General features: G+C 62.0%; 17 protein-coding genes. 8 read left to right on the top strand and 9 right to left on the bottom strand.

Annotated features, from left to right (window positions below; genetic code table 11):
- The first annotated feature begins 3 nt into the window (after window positions 1-3).
- The 3 genes from rpsA to GRI34_RS03455 all read left to right on the top strand — a co-directional run bounded on the left by rpsA (window position 4) and on the right by GRI34_RS03455 (window position 3,539).
- Window positions 4-1,707: a 30S ribosomal protein S1 gene (gene rpsA, locus GRI34_RS03465; protein WP_090479754.1), complete on the top strand. Its 1,704-nt coding sequence runs from the start codon at window positions 4-6 to the stop codon at window positions 1,705-1,707.
- A gap of 97 nt (window positions 1,708-1,804) precedes the next feature.
- Window positions 1,805-2,560: a hydroxyacylglutathione hydrolase gene (gloB, locus tag GRI34_RS03460; protein ID WP_160594745.1), complete on the top strand. Its 756-nt coding sequence runs from the start codon at window positions 1,805-1,807 to the stop codon at window positions 2,558-2,560.
- Between the two features lie 4 nt (window positions 2,561-2,564).
- Window positions 2,565-3,539: an NADPH:quinone oxidoreductase family protein gene (locus GRI34_RS03455; protein ID WP_160594744.1), complete on the top strand. Its 975-nt coding sequence runs from the start codon at window positions 2,565-2,567 to the stop codon at window positions 3,537-3,539.
- 102 nt (window positions 3,540-3,641) lie between these two features.
- On the opposite strand, the gene GRI34_RS03450 is transcribed toward GRI34_RS03455, so the two are convergent.
- From GRI34_RS03450 to GRI34_RS03415, 8 genes are all read right to left on the bottom strand, one after another.
- Window positions 3,642-4,214, bottom strand: a complete 573-nt coding sequence (locus tag GRI34_RS03450; RefSeq protein ID WP_160594743.1) for a F0F1 ATP synthase subunit B family protein — start codon at window positions 4,212-4,214, stop codon at window positions 3,642-3,644.
- Window positions 4,207-4,701 (bottom strand): F0F1 ATP synthase subunit B family protein, encoded by a 495-nt coding sequence (locus tag GRI34_RS03445; RefSeq protein ID WP_160594742.1) that lies wholly within the window; start codon window positions 4,699-4,701, stop codon window positions 4,207-4,209. The genes GRI34_RS03450 and GRI34_RS03445 overlap by 8 nt, the downstream gene beginning before the upstream one ends.
- A gap of 82 nt (window positions 4,702-4,783) precedes the next feature.
- Entirely contained in the window at window positions 4,784-5,011 is a 228-nt protein-coding gene (locus GRI34_RS03440; protein ID WP_006832363.1) for a F0F1 ATP synthase subunit C, read from the bottom strand.
- 40 nt (window positions 5,012-5,051) lie between these two features.
- Window positions 5,052-5,843, bottom strand: coding sequence for a F0F1 ATP synthase subunit A (locus GRI34_RS03435; RefSeq protein WP_325065173.1), 792 nt, complete (start codon window positions 5,841-5,843; stop codon window positions 5,052-5,054).
- 51 nt (window positions 5,844-5,894) lie between these two features.
- A complete protein-coding gene (locus GRI34_RS03430) occupies window positions 5,895-6,215 on the bottom strand; it encodes an AtpZ/AtpI family protein (protein WP_160594741.1) in 321 nt (106 codons plus the stop codon).
- Window positions 6,216-6,395: 180 nt separating this feature from the next.
- Window positions 6,396-6,788, bottom strand: a complete 393-nt coding sequence (locus GRI34_RS03425; RefSeq protein ID WP_160594740.1) for a YdbL family protein — start codon at window positions 6,786-6,788, stop codon at window positions 6,396-6,398.
- Between the two features lie 11 nt (window positions 6,789-6,799).
- Complete coding sequence (locus tag GRI34_RS03420) at window positions 6,800-6,979, bottom strand: YnbE family lipoprotein (protein ID WP_100261537.1); 180 nt, start codon at window positions 6,977-6,979, stop codon at window positions 6,800-6,802.
- Window positions 6,980-7,047: 68 nt separating this feature from the next.
- Complete coding sequence (locus GRI34_RS03415) at window positions 7,048-10,269, bottom strand: intermembrane phospholipid transport protein YdbH family protein (RefSeq protein WP_160594739.1); 3,222 nt, start codon at window positions 10,267-10,269, stop codon at window positions 7,048-7,050.
- A gap of 74 nt (window positions 10,270-10,343) precedes the next feature.
- Here GRI34_RS03415 and radC point away from each other — a divergent pair, with 74 nt between their 5' ends.
- Window positions 10,344-11,042, top strand: a complete 699-nt coding sequence (gene radC / locus GRI34_RS03410) for a RadC family protein (protein ID WP_160594738.1) — start codon at window positions 10,344-10,346, stop codon at window positions 11,040-11,042.
- A 9-nt stretch (window positions 11,043-11,051) separates the two neighbouring features.
- Here the strand turns inward: radC and GRI34_RS03405 are convergent, their stop codons facing one another.
- Entirely contained in the window at window positions 11,052-13,862 is a 2,811-nt protein-coding gene (locus GRI34_RS03405) for a DUF3857 domain-containing protein (RefSeq protein WP_234028141.1), read from the bottom strand.
- A gap of 168 nt (window positions 13,863-14,030) precedes the next feature.
- On the opposite strand from GRI34_RS03405, the gene purB reads away from it, so the two are divergent.
- The 4 genes from purB to GRI34_RS03385 all read left to right on the top strand — a co-directional run bounded on the left by purB (window position 14,031) and on the right by GRI34_RS03385 (window position 16,929).
- Window positions 14,031-15,341, top strand: a complete 1,311-nt coding sequence (gene purB / locus GRI34_RS03400; protein ID WP_160594736.1) for an adenylosuccinate lyase — start codon at window positions 14,031-14,033, stop codon at window positions 15,339-15,341.
- Window positions 15,342-15,404: 63 nt separating this feature from the next.
- A complete protein-coding gene (locus GRI34_RS03395; RefSeq protein ID WP_160594735.1) occupies window positions 15,405-15,752 on the top strand; it encodes a DUF1049 domain-containing protein in 348 nt (115 codons plus the stop codon).
- Entirely contained in the window at window positions 15,749-16,423 is a 675-nt protein-coding gene (gene pyrF / locus GRI34_RS03390) for an orotidine-5'-phosphate decarboxylase (protein ID WP_090479786.1), read from the top strand. The genes GRI34_RS03395 and pyrF overlap by 4 nt, the downstream gene beginning before the upstream one ends.
- The gene (locus tag GRI34_RS03385; protein WP_160594734.1) at window positions 16,420-16,929 is read left to right on the top strand and encodes a GNAT family N-acetyltransferase; all 510 of its coding nucleotides are present in this window, start codon (window positions 16,420-16,422) and stop codon (window positions 16,927-16,929) included. Before pyrF ends, GRI34_RS03385 begins: the two co-directional genes overlap by 4 nt.
- Window positions 16,930-16,931: the final 2 nt, after the last annotated feature.

Genomic DNA, 16,931 nt, shown 5'->3' with positions numbered 1-16,931 from the left:
CCCATGGCAACCTCAGCCAATCCCACCCGCGACGATTTCGCGGCAATGCTCGACGAGCAACTCGGTGGCGCCGATGACGGCGGCTTCGAAGGTCGCGTCGTCAAGGGCACCGTCACTGCCATCGAAAACGGCATGGCGCACATCGATGTCGGCCTGAAGAGCGAAGGCCGCGTCGATCTCAAGGAATTCATGCGCGGCGAAGACGACCACGGCCTCTCGGTCGGTTCGGAAGTCGAAGTTTTCGTCGACCGCATCGAGAACGCCGACGGCGAAGCCATGCTGTCGCGCGATCGCGCACGTCGCGAAGCTGCCTGGGACAAGCTTGAAAGCGAGTTCGGCGAAGGCAAGCGCGTCGACGGCCGCATCTTCGGCCGCGTCAAGGGCGGCTTCACCGTCGACCTCGACGGCGCCGTGGCCTTCCTGCCCGGTTCGCAGGTCGACATCCGCCCCGTGCGCGATGTCACCCCGCTGATGGACATGCCGCAGCCGTTCCAGATCCTGAAGATGGACCGTCGTCGCGGCAACATCGTCGTTTCGCGTCGCGCCGTGCTGGAAGAAACCCGTGCAGAACAGCGCAGCGAACTGATCGACAAGCTGGCTGAAGGCCAGGTCATCGATGGCGTGGTGAAGAACATCACCGACTATGGTGCATTCGTCGACCTCGGCGGCATCGACGGTCTGCTTCACGTCACCGACATGAGCTACAAGCGCGTCAACCACCCCAGCGAGATGATCGAAATCGGCCAGACCGTGACCGTCCAGATCGTCCGCATCAACGAAGACACCCAGCGCATCAGCCTCGGCATGAAGCAGCTTGAGTCGGATCCGTGGGATGGTGTCGCAGCGAAGTATCCGGTCGGCATGAAGATGACCGGTACGGTTACGAACATCACCGAATACGGCGCATTCGTCGAAATCGAGCCGGGCATCGAAGGCCTGGTCCACGTTTCGGAAATGAGCTGGACCAAGAAGAACGTCCACCCCGGCAAGATCGTTTCGACCTCGCAGGAAGTCGAAGTCATGGTCCTCGAAGTGGACAGCGAAAAGCGCCGCATTTCGCTCGGCCTCAAGCAGGCCCAGCGCAATCCGTGGGAAGAATTCGCCGAAGCGCACCCCGTTGGCGCCAAGGTCACCGGCGAAGTCAAGAACGCCACCGAATTCGGTCTCTTCATCGGTCTTCCGGGCGACGTCGACGGCATGGTCCACATGTCCGACATCGCATGGGGCATCTCGGGTGAAGACGCGCTTGCCCTGCACCGCAAGGGCGAGGAAGTCGAAGCCGTCGTTCTCGATGTCGACATCGAAAAGGAACGCATCAGCCTCGGCATGAAGCAGCTCGAAAAGGGCGCTCCGACCGAAGCAGGCGCAGGCAGCTCGCTCCGCAAGAACCAGGTCGTCACCGTCACCGTCCTCGAAGTCCGCGATGGCGGTCTCGAAGTCCAGGTCGGCGAAGATGGCGCTACCGGCTTCATCAAGCGTTCGGACCTCGGCCGCGATCGTGACGAACAGCGTCCCGACCGTTTCCAGCCCGGCGCGAAGGTCGACGCCATGGTCACCGGCTTCGATCGTTCGAAGAAGCCGACCTTCTCGATCAAGGCCCGCCAGATCTCGGAAGAGAAGGAAGCGGTTGCACAGTTCGGTTCGTCGGATTCGGGTGCATCGCTCGGCGACATCCTCGGCGAAGCACTGAAGAAGAAGGAAGACTAAGCTCTTCCTGCCTTCTCAAGGCTAATCAGGAAGGCCCGCTTGCTCTCAGGAGCAGGCGGGCCTTTCACTTTGGTGCAGCAGGGATTACCCTCCTCTCATGCTTGAAGTTCACCAGTTCCCCTGCCTGTCCGACAATTACGGATTCCTCCTCCACGATCCCGATAGCGGGGAGACGGCAGCGATCGACACGCCCGACGGGCCTGAATACCTGCGGCAGGCAGAGGCGAAGAGCTGGACCATCACGCAGATCTGGAACACCCACTGGCACCCTGACCATGCGGGCGGGAACAAGGCCATAGTCGAAGCGACGGGCGCCAAGATCGTCGCGCCGCAGGAAGTCGAGAAACTCAGCCCGATCGACCGCGTAGTGGGCAATGGCGACAGCGTCGTGCTCGGCGAATGGAAGGCCCGCGTGATCGATGTGTCGGGGCACACCAATGGTCACATCGCCTACCACATTGCCGAGGCCGATACGGCATTTGTGGGCGACAGCGTTTTCGCTTTGGGCTGCGGCAGGATGTTCGAAGGCGAGCCGGAGCAATTCTGGAACAGCCTCGACCGCATCCGGCAGCTTCCCGACAATACCCAGCTTTACTGCGCGCATGAATACACCGCCGCCAACGCGAAATTCGCCTTGCATGCGGACCCGGACAACACCGAACTGCAGCTTTATGCGGCCCGCGTCGAAGAAAAGCGGGCGAAGGGTGAACCCACGGTTCCGACGGTGCTCTCACGCGAATTGGAAACCAATCCGTTCCTGCGCGCCGATAGCGCCGAGCTCCGCGATCGCTGGGGCGGAAGCTCGCCTGCCGAAACATTCGCGGCGTTGCGTGCGGCCAAGGACAATTTCTGAGCCAATGAAGGCAGTCGTAGTCCAGGACCTGTCGGACGACCTGTCCGCAGTGGAGCTGGTTGATGTCGCCGATCCCGTCCGCGCGGATGGCGAGGTCCTGGTCCGCGTCCGGGCGGCGTCGCTGAACTATCCAGACCTGCTGATGACGCGGGGCACGTACCAGTTCAAACCAGAGATCCCGTTCATCTCCGGCCTCGAGATGGCTGGCGAGGTGATCGAGGCAAACCCCGAAAGCGGTTTCGCTGTCGGTGACCGGGTCATGGGCGGCGCGAAGACCGGCGCCTTTGCAGAGGCGATCGCCCTTCCCCCGTCTGCCCTCAGGCACATTCCCGATGGCGTGGATTTTCCGCAGGCCGCGGCGATGGGTGCGGCCTATCAGACGGCATATGTCGCGCTTGTCGAATTGGGCAAGCTCGAGGCTGGACAGACCGTCCTGGTGCACGGGGCAAGCGGCGGTGTCGGCCTTGCGGCCTGCGACCTAGCCAAGGCCCTTGGCGCCAAGGTTATCGCGGCAACCCATTCCGAGGCGAAACTCGACCGACTGGCCACTGTTTCCGGGGCCGATGCTGTCATCACCAATAAGGGTCGATTTCGTGAGGATATCTCGGCGCTCACCGAGGGCCGGCTTTGCGATTTCGTCTTCGATCCTGTCGGTGGCGACGTGTTCGACGAAAGCACGCGCTGCGTCACCTTTGGCGGGATGCTATTGGTCATCGGCTTCGTGGCGGGACGCATTCCCGAGATCGCCATGAACATCCCCCTCATCAAGGGATTCTCGATCGTTGGCGTCCGGGCAGGCGAATACAGCCGCCGCTTTCCCGACAGGGGTGCACGGATCGCGCAGGCAATCGACGGGCTGGCCAGCACAGGCAGGATCACGCCCCACGTAGACCGGATCCTGCCACTGTCGGACTGGAAAGAAGCTTACGAGGCGATGCAATCCGGGACCATCTTCGGAAAGATAGTCCTGGAACCCTGACTTTGCGCCTCAGAGGCTGACGGCCTGGCCGCTATCCGCAATGAAAAAGGCGCGCGAAACCCGAAGTTTCGCGCGCCTTTTTCGTGTCGCCAAACGGCGAAATCAGATTCCGGCGATAACCTTATCGGCCAGCGCCTTGTCCGCGTCGGCGTCATGCTTTTCGGCAATCAGCTTGCGGCTTGCCGAGGTGGCAGCCAGCGCAGCGCGGTTGCGGACGTCTTCGATGGCTTCGCGTTCGGCAGCGGCGATCTTGTCTTCTGCCATGCGCTTGCGACGTTCGACCATCGCCTTGCTGTCGGCTTCCGCCTTTTCCAGGATCGCATCGGCTTCATGCTGGGCATTTTCCAGCATGGCTTCGGCGTCCTTCTCGGCACCGGCGATCTTGTCGGCATACTCCTTGCGAAGCGCTTCCGCTTCGGCGCGAAGCTGCTTGGCTTCGTCGAGCTGCTGCTTGATCGCTGCGATCTTGCCGTCAAGTCCGCCTGCAATCGTCTTGTGCACCTTGGCACCAAAGAAAGCGAATGCGAGCAGGACCAGCATGGAGATCGAGACCCACTGGTAAGGCGCAAGGCCCCACAGCATCGGCTCTACATGCTTGCCGGCACCGGCGTCGACTTCGACGCTTGCCTGCGCAGCCTCGGTCGCAAACACTTCGGGAACAGTCGTGTTAGCCATTTGCCATGGCCTCCTTCACCGCCTTGGTTGCGACAGGCTTGGTCACCTTAACGCCCGCAAGCGTCTTGACGATATCCTGCGCCGCTTCGACGGCAACGCTTTCGACTTCGGCGAGCGCTTCCGTCCGGGCATCGCCGATCCGTGCTTCCGCATCGGCCAATTTCTTGTCGATACGCGTCTGCGCCGCCTTCAGCTTCTTTTCGGACTTGGCCGCAGCCTCGTCCTTGGCCTTGGCGACGATCGCCTGCGCGGCAGCGCGGTTTTCGTTTTCACGCACCCGCCATGCTTCTTCCTGCTCGTCGGCAGCATCGCGCGCGGCCTTTGCAGCGGCGAGGTCGGCAGCGATCTGGCCATCACGTTCGGCGACGGTACTCATCACCTTAGGCACCATGAGGTTGCCGACGACGAAGAAAGTGATGCCGAAGAACACTAGCAACCAGAAAACCTGGCTGGACCATGTATCGGCAAGCTGTGCTATCTGTGGCATCTCAGCTCTCGAAAAGCGGGTACGGGAAATTCAATGCACCGGCCGGGACAGACCCGACCGGTGCGATCTCGATTGTCGTCGATTAGGCGACGAAGATCAGGATCATGGCAACGACGAACGCCAGCAGGCCGAGAAGCTCGGCAGCGGCGAAGCCGATGAACAGGCGGCCCTGCTGGCCGTCTGCAGCACCCGGATTGCGCAGTGCGCTTTCGAGGAACGAACCGAAGACGTTACCAACGCCGATCGCAGCCATACCGGCACCGATCGCGGCGAGGCCCGCACCGATGAGCTTTGCAGCTTCCATTTCCATGACAAACTCCTTTGGGAAAAACGTGTATTGTTGAAAGGTCTTAGTGAAGGTTTTCGGCGTCGTTGATGTACAGTGCAGTCAACAGCGCGAAGACGTAGGCCTGGATGCCGGCAACGAGCAGTTCGAGCGCGCAGATGCCGATCATCAGGATGAAGCTTGGGAGGCCGACGAGGAGGCCGAAGCCCACGCCGGCGTTGGTGCCGTCGATCACGAAGCTGGAAAGGACTTCCAGCAGGACGTGGCCGGCCATCATTGCAACGAACAGTCGCAGGGCCAGGCTGAACGGACGGACCATGAAGGAGATGAATTCGATCGGTGCGATGACCGGGATCATCGGCAGCGGCGTGCCGTGCGGCACGAACAGGCTGAAGAAGTGGAAGCCGTGCTTCCAGAAACCGACCAGCAGGACGATCGAGAAGCTGATGATCGCGAGCACGCCGGTAACGGTGAAGTGACTCGTGAAGGTGAACGGATGAACGCCCACAACGCCGAGCGGCAGGAGGCCGAGCAGGTTCGCAAACAGGATGAACATGAACAAGCTGAAGACGTAGGGAACATATTTGCGCCCAGCCTTGCCGATGTTCGCTTCGAGCATGTTGTCGATGAAGCCGGTGAAGGTTTCCACCATCATCTGCCAGCGGCCGGGGACCAGCTGACGCCTCATCCCGCCGAGCACGAAGAGGAAGAGCACCACGGTCGTGATGAGCATCCACATTGCACTGTTAGTAAAGGCGATGTTGAAGCCCTCGCCCAGAGTCCACGCGTCCGAACCGCCGAGCGGCTTGATGGTGAACTGGTACATCGGGTCGACTTTGGCCTGTTCGGCTGCCACGTCAGTTAGTCCTTCAAATCCTGTAACGAAAGCCCCGGAAATCCTTGCGGATTATTCGCCGGGGCCCTGATTTGCCGCGCGGATGATGTTCCTGAAAGCCACGACTATCCCGAGGAACAGCCCGACCAACAGACCCCACGGATTGGTGTCGGTAAAATAGCCGATGGCATATCCGATCACCGTACCGCCAAGGAGCCCGCCGAGAAGATCTGCCAACACCCGGTTTCCACTGCGATAATTCGCATCGGCTCCGGAGCCTTGGGGTCGGTTACGCTGCTCTTCGCGCTGCTGGGCGGCTGCTAGCCGCTTTTCCAGCGCGTCGATCCGCGCATCCTCCTCGATGGGTTCCCGTGCGGGTTCGTCATCGCTCATGCCTTGCTCCTTACTACAGGGGGTTGCGCGGCACGCGCAGGGACTTGCCCGCCAAGGGCGCCGCCCCCTTAGAAGGGGGGCATTGGCGAGTCAACACGAAGGGGGTGTGAATTGCGTGTTTCTAGGAGTTAGTGACTAGCGTTCCGCAGATGCCCCGCTCCATGTGGCCTCCAACCGGCCTCAAGGACAGCGCGAATCGCGCAGGGGTGCGGCGCTAGTGCGGGTCTGCCACGTGCCGTCGGGTGCCTGGTATTTCTCGCCCGGGGTAGTGGCGAGAATCGCCTGGCATCCGGCTGTCAGTGCATACTCTTCCAGAGTTGCGTTATTCGCCTGCGCACGCTCTGCATAAACTGCGCGGCGCTTGATATTGATGTCGTTGACGACACGGCGCAATTCGGCGGTTTCCACGCCGACGATGCCGAGATAGCCGTCCATTTTTTCACCGACCTGACCAGCCGCGCGCGCCGCTGCATAGGCGGGGTCGCGCTGGGCGAAAGCGGGTGCGGCAATGCCGCCGAGCGCAGTTGCGATAGCCGCCGCGCCAAGAGCAGTCCTGATAATCGACCTGGTCATAATCTCACCCATCAAAAAATATCCGCATTCTCTTCGATCGTGTTGCCGGCATCTTCGGCAAGACGATAAATCACTTCCTGGCGGATATTGACGTTCAACTCGATCACGATCGGCTCGGTCGGTGCCTCGACTGTGATGCACCCTCCCAGCGCGAGCGGGACTGCCGCAATCGCCAATAACCGTCTGCCCATCTTGGCCCCCGAAACTTGCATGAGTTCGCTTGTCGCAAGGGGCGAAGGGTCAGTCAAATATGCTCGTATCATCGCGCATCCTCGCTTTCCTGGTCCTGAATGGTGGGTTCATCCGGAATGACATCTTCCGGGTCGATTTCTGGTACGGCTTCCTCGCCGGTGATGGAGCGGCGCAGCAGGCGCTGTCCGTCGTCGCTAAGCAGTCCCAGCTCACGCGGGTCGCGGACGGCCGAAGGGTCGTACATGGCCTTCATGGAGGTCAGCAACTGATAGAATTGGGCGCGGATGTTGATCCGGAACTGGATCGGCAGCTTGGCGATCTGCCGAGTGACTATGTTTTTCTTCGAGCCCTCGCCCTGCTGCACACCGTCGAAGCGCACGCGGGTGACGATCTCGCCCGCAAGCGGTCCTTCCATGACCACGCGCATTTGCGAATAATCCATGCTTCGCAGCGCATCGAAGGCGAAATTGGCGATTGCCGAGAGGTCTTCGTAGGTCAGGTCGCCGACATAGGAGAGATTGCCTCCCGGCGGCCGCGAAATCAGTATGCCTTCGTCGATCCGGCCATTGCCGTCGCTGTCGAACACGATCGGGACCGTGCCGTCGAATGTGCCGGTGGCGGAGATGTTCTCCAACTCCATCTGGGCGACGAACTGCGCCGCTTCCAGTCCGATTATCTCGAAAACGTAGCGACGCTCTTCCTCGACACCAAGGTTGAAGTCGAAGTCCCGCAGGACAAGGCGTCCGCCCATGAAGGGCCAGCTGCCGCCTGCAATGGCAAGGACTTCGCCGTTGCGAAGCGCGAACTCTATTTCGCCGTCCAGCACCTCGACCCCCGGATTGATCGACGCGACGCGCAGCTTCTGGCCGGGAGCGGTCGTCAGACTGAGAAGGTCGGTGAAACGGATGGTCCCACTTGCGCCTTTTACCGGGCCGAAGGCGGCGGCAAAGTCGAGGCTATCGGTCGAAAACTCGCCGCTGCTGGTCACGTCACCATCGGCGGACCACGCGATGCGCCCCACCCCGTCGATAGACCCTTGCGCATTGGCAATCACGCCCAGCGCGAGCGGCGTGAGGTCCGCAAATTGCAGCCGGTCGTCGAACAGCAGGTCGTCCACCACCAGCCGCGCCGATCCTGCTCCGGTGCCGAGATTGTGGTCGATGTCCACTGCGGTGACGAGACGGTCGCTCTCCGGTTCGCGCAGGTCGGCCTGCGCGGTGATGATATTGTCATGCAGAGCGAGCGATGCTTCGCGCGCTGCGAGCGGCTCGAACCGGTCTGGCTCTGCCCTGTCGAAAAGGCGGAACGCGGCATCTGCAATCGCGAAGACCCCGCCCGCATAGGACCAGTCTCCTTGGGCGTTGCGGATATCAAGCGGCACGGATGCAAGGGTGATCTCGGCATCGGAGAAACTTCCCTCGATTTCCTCGCCAAGGCGCGCATCCAGATCGGTAATAGCGAAACGGCTTGCCGTATCCTCAGGACCGAGCACGACATCGAGATCGCGCGCCTTCACCACGCCGGGCCAGGCAAAGGCGACCGGCCCGCTGGCAATGCGGATCGGCGTATCGGCGAGGGTTCCCCTCACGTCCAGTTGCGGTGCGCCAGCGGCAAGCTGCAACCCGCTCGCTGAGTAAGCGAGGATCGGTTTGCCGGGCGGCGGGCACAGGGTCAGGCCAGGACCTTCAATATTGAGGTTCGACACGGCTAGCCGACGGAAGGACAGGCGCGTGCAATCTCGCCATAATGCCAGGCTGCCACCGGGCTCATAACGACCCGACACCGGCATCGACAGGCCATCGATCGCACCGCCGGGAAGCGGCCCGCTCGCCTCCACTTCGCCCGAAAAGCCCAATGCGCCGCGATCGGACTGGACGATCGACAGGCTCGGGATGGCGAGGCGCGCCACGCCTGCTTCATAGGGGGCCATGGACAGGCGGAATGCAGGACCGCTCTCGGTCCTTCGCTCCATCCGTCCGGAAATGCGCGGGATGCCGGGACCGCCGGTCGCCAGATTGCCCGAATAGCGCATCGGCGTATCACCCTGCCTGCTCGCCTCGAACCGCGAAACGGACAGCAGCCTTGCGCCCTGCCCGCCGCGAACCTCGGCTTCGGGGACGAGCAGCGTGAGTGCGTCCTCCGTACGGCTCACACGAACGCGACCCTGTAGCGAACTGCCCCGGGTCTGCGCCTGCAATGCGGCAGCGATTTTTCGCGCGATCGGTTCGACCAGCGTACCCTCGCCGCTACTCGCAAGGCTCTCCACCGATGCGATCAGCGCAGGCCCGAGCCGCAGGCCGTTGCCTTCGACAGCGCTGTCGATCTCAATGCGCGAGAAGCCATCCCTGCCGCGCACATCCCCATCAGCAGTCAGTAGCGCTGCCATGACCTGCTCGTTGGCGACGCCGCGGGCAGCGATAGTATAGCTTCCGGCGAGATCGTCATCCCTCAACTGTAAGCGCAGGTTCCCCGACAGGGACTGTGCCGCAACGCCCACCAGCGTGACTGCATCGGTATCGAAACGGGCAGCGATCTTCGGATCCGCCAGCGATGGTTCGAGGTCCGCTTCCAGCTGTGCGACGACATTCGCAACCGTCACACCCTCATCCCCGCAGGCAAGCTTTTCAACTCGCAAGGGACCGTCGAAACCGGGTGCTCCCGCTGCTGTCGTGATCTCCCCGAACAGGGTCGCTCCCGACAGGTCGCAGCCCGACGCGTTGAATTCGGGCGCGTTGGCCGCAAGGACCCCCGCGAACCCGTCACGCAGCGGGCCGGCGCCTTCCAGCTTCAATCCCACATTGCCGAAGTCGGTTTCAAGCAGGCCGCGCCCATCGCGAATGGAGAGGCGTAAATCGGGCAATCCCGTGGATTCGCCGCTGTCGTCGAAAACGATCGGGTCGAGTGAACCGAAACTCAGCTGTCCGTCGCGATAGGTCCCGAACAAACGCGGCGCGACCAGCTCCACACTGCCGACAGAAGGCAGGCCCAAGCGATGTTCCAGTTCAAGAATGACCTTCTCGGCAGTGAAGTCCGGCCTCTCCGGATCGCCGATCACCACATCGCGCAGGATTTGCGTTTGCCCGCCGATCCGTTCGATCTCATAGGTTGCTTCGACCCCGTAAACGTCGAGCTGGTCGCGGATGAAGTCGTCGGCGATGGATTCGCGGCTGGACCACGCGGTCAGCGACAGGGCCAGCAACACCAGCAACGTGAGGCCGGGCGCGGCGTAGCGCTTTTTGCGCCACCGCGGCCGGGAATCGGAATGTGTGGGCGATGCGACCTCTTCCATCCCGTGCACACTTGCGCCCATCGCAGTGCGAAGGCAATGCAAGCGTTTGAAAGGTCGCGCTTCGGGGGTCGAATTTGCCGCAGGAAACCAGCAATGCAAAACCGCATGCCGGCGCCGGTCATCGCGAGCGGTTGCGAAGCCGCCTGCTTAGCGGTGGCGCGGAAGCGCTGGCCGATTACGAGCTGCTCGAATACCTCCTCTTCGGAGCATTCCGGCAAGGGGATACCAAACCGCTGGCGAAGCGCCTGATCGAAAGGTTCGGCTCCTTCTCCGGCGTGCTGAATGCGGATCCGGGTGCCTTGGCGCAGGTCAAGGGAATGGGCGATGCCAGCGCCGCCACATTACACGCCATCGCCCTGTCAGCCCGCCGCATGGCGCGCGGCGAAATCGAACAGCAGCCCGTGCTCGGTAGCTGGCAGGCCCTGATCGATTATCTCGCCATCGACATGAGCCATTTGAAGCATGAGCGCGTGCGGGTGCTTTACCTGGACACCCGCAACCGGCTGATCCTCGATCATCTCGCGGCAGAAGGGTCGGTGGACGAGGCTGCGATCCATCCGCGCGAGGTGATCCGCAAGGCCTTCGACATCGGTGCGTCGGCCCTGATCCTGGTCCACAACCACCCGAGCGGCGATCCCGAACCCAGCCGTGCGGACATCCAGATCACCAACCGGATCGCCGAGGCAGGGCGCCTGCTCAACATCACCGTGCATGACCACGTGATCATGGGGCGCGGCAGCCATGTGTCGCTGCGCGCAAAGGGTTTGATCTAGGCTATAGCCTCAGTCCTTAGGGACGACACCGTGCATCGCATATTTGGCCGCCAGCTCCGGCGCCATGCGCAGCGCCCGCTCGACATCCGTACGGCCTGCCTTGTCACCTTTTTCAAGGCGCACGATACCGCGCAAATACAAAGATGCAGACAGGCCCGGCGCCAGTTCCAGAGCGCTGTCCAGATCGCTGAGCGCAGCGTCGTAATCGCCCATCCGGTAGCTGACCATCGCCCGGCTATCGAGCATAGGCGCGCTGTTGGTCGCGCGTTCGATGGCTTTCGTACAGGATGACAAGGCGGCTTCAGGCTGGACATTGAACAGTCCGCGGAACCAGCAATCCGCATTCAGGACCGACGCATTGGTCGGCTTGTCCGCCACCTGCTCTTCCAGCGCTGCAATCGCATCGTCCGTACGACCGGCAAGACCGGCGACCGTAGCGAAGGTGCTGGCGTATGAGCCTTCCTCATCGTCGCTGACGGGAAGGTTTGACAGCAGTTCGAGCGCCTCGTCACGCTGGCCGCCGTAAGCAAGAAGCTCCGCCAGATTGAGGGCCAAGTATGTGCTCGGATCGAGATCGTAGGCGGCCTGCGCATCCGCGATCGCGGCCTCCCGGTTGCCGAGGGCTTCGTGCACACCGCCGCGCCAGCCAAGGAGATAGGCGCTCGGCTGGTTGGCGATAAGAGTATCGAGGTCGGTCAGCACCCCTTCCCAGTCGAAGATTTGCGCCTTGAAGCTGGCGCGTTGGGTCAAGGGGCTCCAATCGTCATCAGCAGCGAAATCTACTGCCGCATCATAGGCTTCGAGCAGGGGCTTCACGCGGCGCGCGAGCATTGCGCTGTCCACTTCCCATCGCCAGGCGAAATCCTCGGGTGCGAGGATTTCCGATTTGAGTGCGTTCAACTGCCGGACCTTGCGTTTGTGCGCCGGCAGGTTCGAAGCGGGAATTTCGCCGAGGTCGTTCCAGACATCGACGTCGTAGCGGATGACGTTCCCGTCGAGCGAGCGCTTGCCGTAGATGACCGTATTGGCGAACCCGTCGTCGATGACAGCATCGCCCGTCGCCTCGAAATCGGTCATTCCGTCAGGCAAAACGATAGTGGCGTTGATGCGGGTGTACTGCGGACCTCCCGTCCTCACGGGGATATCGCGCCATTCGGGCCGCGCCCGGTCCGGGTTGAAGGCAAACCTTTCGGTCTGGTCCGAACTCAGCCGCATCCGGCCGTCGGTCCAGGTAAATTCCGTGGGCATGACGCCTTCGACCTCGAGAATTCCGACAGCTTCTTCGTCGTCATAGGACAAGGCCACCGACGTCAGTGCGCCTCCGGGTCCGGAAGCAAAGCTTGAAGCAAAGCGCTTCAGCTGTTCTTCGTCCGCTTCGTCGGCCGCGGCCCTGAGACTGGCGCCCTGCGGCCCGGAAATCCTCATCGTGAGCGAGAACAGCGATGGGAAATCGATCCCTGCCGAGTAATCGGTAGTGCCGTCCATAGCCATGTTTGGTATAGCCTTGCGGCGCTGCATCATCGGGACGAGGTCCGCGCCCTCTACCGGTAACGGAAGGGCATAGAAGAACGCCGGGACATCGCCGATGTTGGACAGGCGCGTTGCGGTGCTGGTGCCATCGAGCCAGTAATCCGTGCCGTCGATGTTTGCGCGCACGATCATGTGATCGAAATTGCCGGGGATCGGCAGCAATTCGGGGATCGCATCGCCTCCCCTGGTGGAGACAAGCACCGGGATCGCTTCGATACCCATTTGCGACAGCAGGGAATACAGCAGGACCGACTTAGCCTTGCAGTCTCCGTAGCGCTTCTCCCACGTCTCGTCCGCCGACTGCGGCATGTAATTGCCGCCATCGAGACCGTTGAGGAGGTAGCTCACCTCGTCCTGAACCAGCCGCACTGCCAAGGCCGTGCGCTCAAGCGGATCGCTGGTAGCCGCCCTAATTTCGCGAGCCTTCGCAGCGACAGCGCTGTCATCAGCCACCTCGGCCGCTACCTGGTAATGCGGAGCGAAAGCGCGCGACAATTCCTGCCAATCGGCGAATGTCCCGACCCGCAAGACAGGATCGCGGCTGAAGCGCGAAGGGGCATCGCCCGGCATATCCGGCAGTTCATCTATCGGCAGCGCCACGGTGAGCGTCTTGTAGCCTTCCTTGACCACCGGAGGCTCTATTCCGGCTACGTCTTCAGCGCGCCAGTATACATCTTCGTTCTCGGGCCAGCTGACTATCGCCCGCGAGAAACCGACCTGCCACGGCTCCTGGAAGAGATATTGCGAAGCCTGCATCTCATCGCCGAGCGCCTGGTCATCGACAGTGACCGAATGGGTAACACGAAGGATATCGTCGACCTGCAAGCCGGAAACAGCGAGAGTTGCAGTGAGGCGTCCATCGAGAAGCCTTTGTTCGAGGCCTCGTTCGCGGCGGATAACCTCGAATTCCGTGCCGCCGTCGATAACATCGATACGCTCATCGCCGCGGATGATTTCAACGCGATGCACAGTCAGGTCGCCCTTGTCGGGCAGCCAGGAAAGCGAAACAGTCCCGTGGTCCATGAGTAGCTCGGGATTGTCGATGCGGATCGCGGCATCTTCGTATTCGGTGACGACACCATCCTCGAGGCGCTGCTGCCAATCGTAGATAAGGGTAGAAGGCGCGTCCTCCACGTCGATTAGATCAAGCGACGCTGCGTCAATCCAATCGGGCGCCGGGCCATAAAGAACCGTTTCACCTGCATTGGCAGGAGCAGCCAGAATGATTGCCATCGCGGCCGATGCAGCCAGGCTTGTTCGAGAAATCGGAAGTATCGTCTGATCGTTCATGTAGAACAACTTACCGCAATTCGAACCACATGCAATCACAGTGAGTGAGCATGCGAAACTGCCTGTTCACCAATATTTTGAATGCATGCCGCCCCTCCCCTTGCCAGCACGCGCGCCCTTGCCTAGCGCGCACCCCTGCACCGCAATCCTTAGACTCGGAGTCGACCGATGGTCCCCCGCTATGCCCGCCCTGCCATGACCGCCATCTGGGAGCCGGAGGCGAAATATCGCATCTGGTTCGAAATCGAGGCGCACGCGACCGAGAAACTCGGCGAGCTTGGCGTCGTGCCCAAGAGCGCCGCGAAAGCCCTATGGGACTGGTGGGCGACCGATCCCAAGATCGATGTTGAGGCGATCGACGCCATCGAGGCGGTGACCAAGCACGACGTGATCGCCTTCCTCACGTGGGTTGCCGAAAACGTTGGCGATGAAGCACGCTTCATGCACCAGGGCATGACCAGTTCCGACGTGCTCGACACAACACTGGCGGTCCAGCTGGCGCGTTCGACCGACCTGCTGCTGAAAGATCTCGACCAGCTGCTCGCCGCGATCAAACGCCGTGCGGAAGAACACAAGTACACGCCCACCATAGGGCGCAGCCACGGCATCCACGCAGAGCCGGTGACTTTCGGCCTGAAGCTGGCCCAGGCATATGCGGAATTCGATCGCTGCAAGACCCGCCTGGTCGCCGCGCGCGAGGAAATCGCGACCTGCGCAATCTCCGGCGCTGTCGGTACTTTTGCCAATATCGACCCCAGCGTCGAGGATTATGTCGCCGAAAAGCTGGGCCTGAAGGCGGAACCGGTTTCCACCCAGGTCATCCCGCGCGACCGCCACGCCATGTATTTTGCCACTCTCGCGGTTATCGCCGGATCGATCGAGCGTGTTGCGGTGGAAATCCGCCACCTGCAACGCACCGAGGTGCTTGAAGCGGAAGAATTCTTCTCCAAGGGCCAGAAGGGTTCGTCGGCTATGCCGCACAAGCGCAACCCGATCCTGACCGAGAACCTCACCGGACAGGCCCGCATGATCCGCGCCTACGCCCTGCCCGCGCTGGAAAACGTGGCACTTTGGCACGAACGGGACATTTCCCACTCTTCGGTGGAGCGTTTCATCGGCCCCGATGCGACCATCACGCTCGACTTCGCTCTCGCGCGCCTCACCGGCGTGGTCGACAAGCTGCTCGTCTATCCGGAGCGCATGCAGGCCAACATGGACCGCATGGGCGGCCTCATCCATTCGCAGCGCGTCCTGCTCGCCCTTACCCAGAACGGCGTGAGCCGCGAGGACGCCTACCGCCTCGTCCAGCGCAACGCGATGAAGGTGTGGGAATCGGATGGCAGGCTGATGCTGCTCGACTTGCTCAAGCAGGACGAGGAAGTGACCGCCGCGCTTTCGAACGAGCAGCTCGAGGAACGCTTCGACCTCGATTACCACTTCAAGCAGGTCGATACGATCTTCGACCGCGTTTTCGGCTGAGCCTTGCGACACGTCTGGTGTGCGCCTAGCATTGCCGGAAAACCGGTGAGGGGTAGCTAAGAAATGCAAATCGTCCGAACGATCCTCTGGATTGCACTGCTGGTGGCGATCCTCGCCTTTTCCTTCGGCAATTGGGACAAGCAGATCGATGTGCGCATCTGGCCCGGCATCGTGTGGGACACCCGCGTGCCTGCCCTCGTCATCGTGTCTTTCCTGATCGGGATCGTGCCGATGTGGCTCTATCATCGCGGGGTACGCTGGCGTCACACGCGCCGGATTACCGCGCTTGAGCAAGCGACCTCTCAGATGGCGGCACCGCGTGCCGATGATCGCCCTGCACCTACGCCAGCGGCCTCGACAGTGGCCGAGCCTGCCAATCCTGTAGATCCGGAACCCGACGCGCGGTCATGAGCAACCCTGTCTACCTCGCTCTCGACGTCCCTCGCCTGCGCGATGGAGTTGCGCTGGCAGAAAAGGTCAAGGCGCACGTCGGCGGGATCAAGCTGGGGCTGGAATTCTTCTGCGCCCACGGCGCGCACGGGGTGCACATGATCGGGCAGCTCGGCCTGCCGATCTTCCTCGATCTGAAGCTATACGACATCCCGAACACGGTGGCCGGTGCGATGCACGCGATCCACCAGCTCGAACCTTCGATCGTCACCATCCATGCCAGCGGCGGACGCGCGATGATGGAAGACGCGAAGGCTGCTGCGGGAGAGAACACGAAGGTGGTCGGCGTCACCATGCTCACCAGCATGGATGACCGCGACTTGCAGCGCACCGGCGTCCAGGGCACGGCACACGACCAGGTCATGCGTCTCGCGGAACTCGCCAAGGACAGCGGGCTCGACGGGATCGTGTGTTCCGGTCACGAGGTGAAAGCCGTGCACGATCAATGGAAAGACGGCTATTTCGTCGTTCCAGGCCTGCGTCCCGCCGGCAGCGCGGTCGGCGACCAGAAGCGCGTGGTCACACCACGCCAGGCGCGCGACGACGGCGCCAGCGTGCTCGTCATCGGACGCCCCATCAGCCGGGCGGACGATCCCGCCGAAGCGGCCCGCGCGATCGAGGCTACTCTTTGACTTCCATTATCGAGGCATCCCTTGCGGATGCCGCCGAGATCAAGCTCCTCATAGAGAGCGCCTATCGCGGCGACAGCGCGCGGCAGGGCTGGAACCACGAAGCCGACCTCCTCGACGACGAACGCACTTCTCTCGAAGAGATCGAGCGCCTCATCAAAGACGAAAAAGTCAGCTTCCAGCTGGCCCGGGGCGATGCCGGAGCGCCGATCGGCTGCGTTGCCGTGACACAGCTCGACGCGACATGCGGCTATCTCGGAATGCTGTGCGTCTCGCCAACGATGCAGTCGGGAGGGCTTGGCGGGACGCTGCTAGAAGCGGCGGAACTGGCAGCTTTGAAACGCGGCATAGAAACGCTCGAAATGACTGTGATTACACAGCGCTCCTCATTGATATCCTGGTACAAGCGGCGCGGATATAAGCGGACGAGCGAAACCCGCCCGTTCCCGGTTCCCCGCGATCCACCGCTGGAATTCGCGGTGCTGGCAAAGCGGCTCGCGGACACCTAGGT

Source organism: Qipengyuania aquimaris (assembly GCF_009827445.1).
GTDB classification, from domain to species: domain Bacteria; phylum Pseudomonadota; class Alphaproteobacteria; order Sphingomonadales; family Sphingomonadaceae; genus Qipengyuania; species Qipengyuania aquimaris.
Note: the sequence above shows the minus strand (reverse complement) of the source record. Positions and strands in the feature narration are given on the sequence as shown.

Coding starts and splice junctions, on each gene's coding strand:
- rpsA (WP_090479754.1), top strand. CDS start 4: ATGGCAACCTCAGCCAATCCCACCCGCGACGATTTCGCGGCAATGCTC.
- gloB (WP_160594745.1), top strand. CDS start 1,805: ATGCTTGAAGTTCACCAGTTCCCCTGCCTGTCCGACAATTACGGATTC.
- GRI34_RS03455 (WP_160594744.1), top strand. CDS start 2,565: ATGAAGGCAGTCGTAGTCCAGGACCTGTCGGACGACCTGTCCGCAGTG.
- GRI34_RS03450 (WP_160594743.1), bottom strand. CDS start 4,214: ATGGCTAACACGACTGTTCCCGAAGTGTTTGCGACCGAGGCTGCGCAG.
- GRI34_RS03445 (WP_160594742.1), bottom strand. CDS start 4,701: ATGCCACAGATAGCACAGCTTGCCGATACATGGTCCAGCCAGGTTTTC.
- GRI34_RS03440 (WP_006832363.1), bottom strand. CDS start 5,011: ATGGAAATGGAAGCTGCAAAGCTCATCGGTGCGGGCCTCGCCGCGATC.
- GRI34_RS03430 (WP_160594741.1), bottom strand. CDS start 6,215: ATGAGCGATGACGAACCCGCACGGGAACCCATCGAGGAGGATGCGCGG.
- GRI34_RS03425 (WP_160594740.1), bottom strand. CDS start 6,788: ATGACCAGGTCGATTATCAGGACTGCTCTTGGCGCGGCGGCTATCGCA.
- GRI34_RS03420 (WP_100261537.1), bottom strand. CDS start 6,979: ATGGGCAGACGGTTATTGGCGATTGCGGCAGTCCCGCTCGCGCTGGGA.
- GRI34_RS03415 (WP_160594739.1), bottom strand. CDS start 10,269: ATGGAAGAGGTCGCATCGCCCACACATTCCGATTCCCGGCCGCGGTGG.
- GRI34_RS03405 (WP_234028141.1), bottom strand. CDS start 13,862: ATGAACGATCAGACGATACTTCCGATTTCTCGAACAAGCCTGGCTGCA.
- purB (WP_160594736.1), top strand. CDS start 14,031: ATGGTCCCCCGCTATGCCCGCCCTGCCATGACCGCCATCTGGGAGCCG.
- GRI34_RS03395 (WP_160594735.1), top strand. CDS start 15,405: ATGCAAATCGTCCGAACGATCCTCTGGATTGCACTGCTGGTGGCGATC.
- pyrF (WP_090479786.1), top strand. CDS start 15,749: ATGAGCAACCCTGTCTACCTCGCTCTCGACGTCCCTCGCCTGCGCGAT.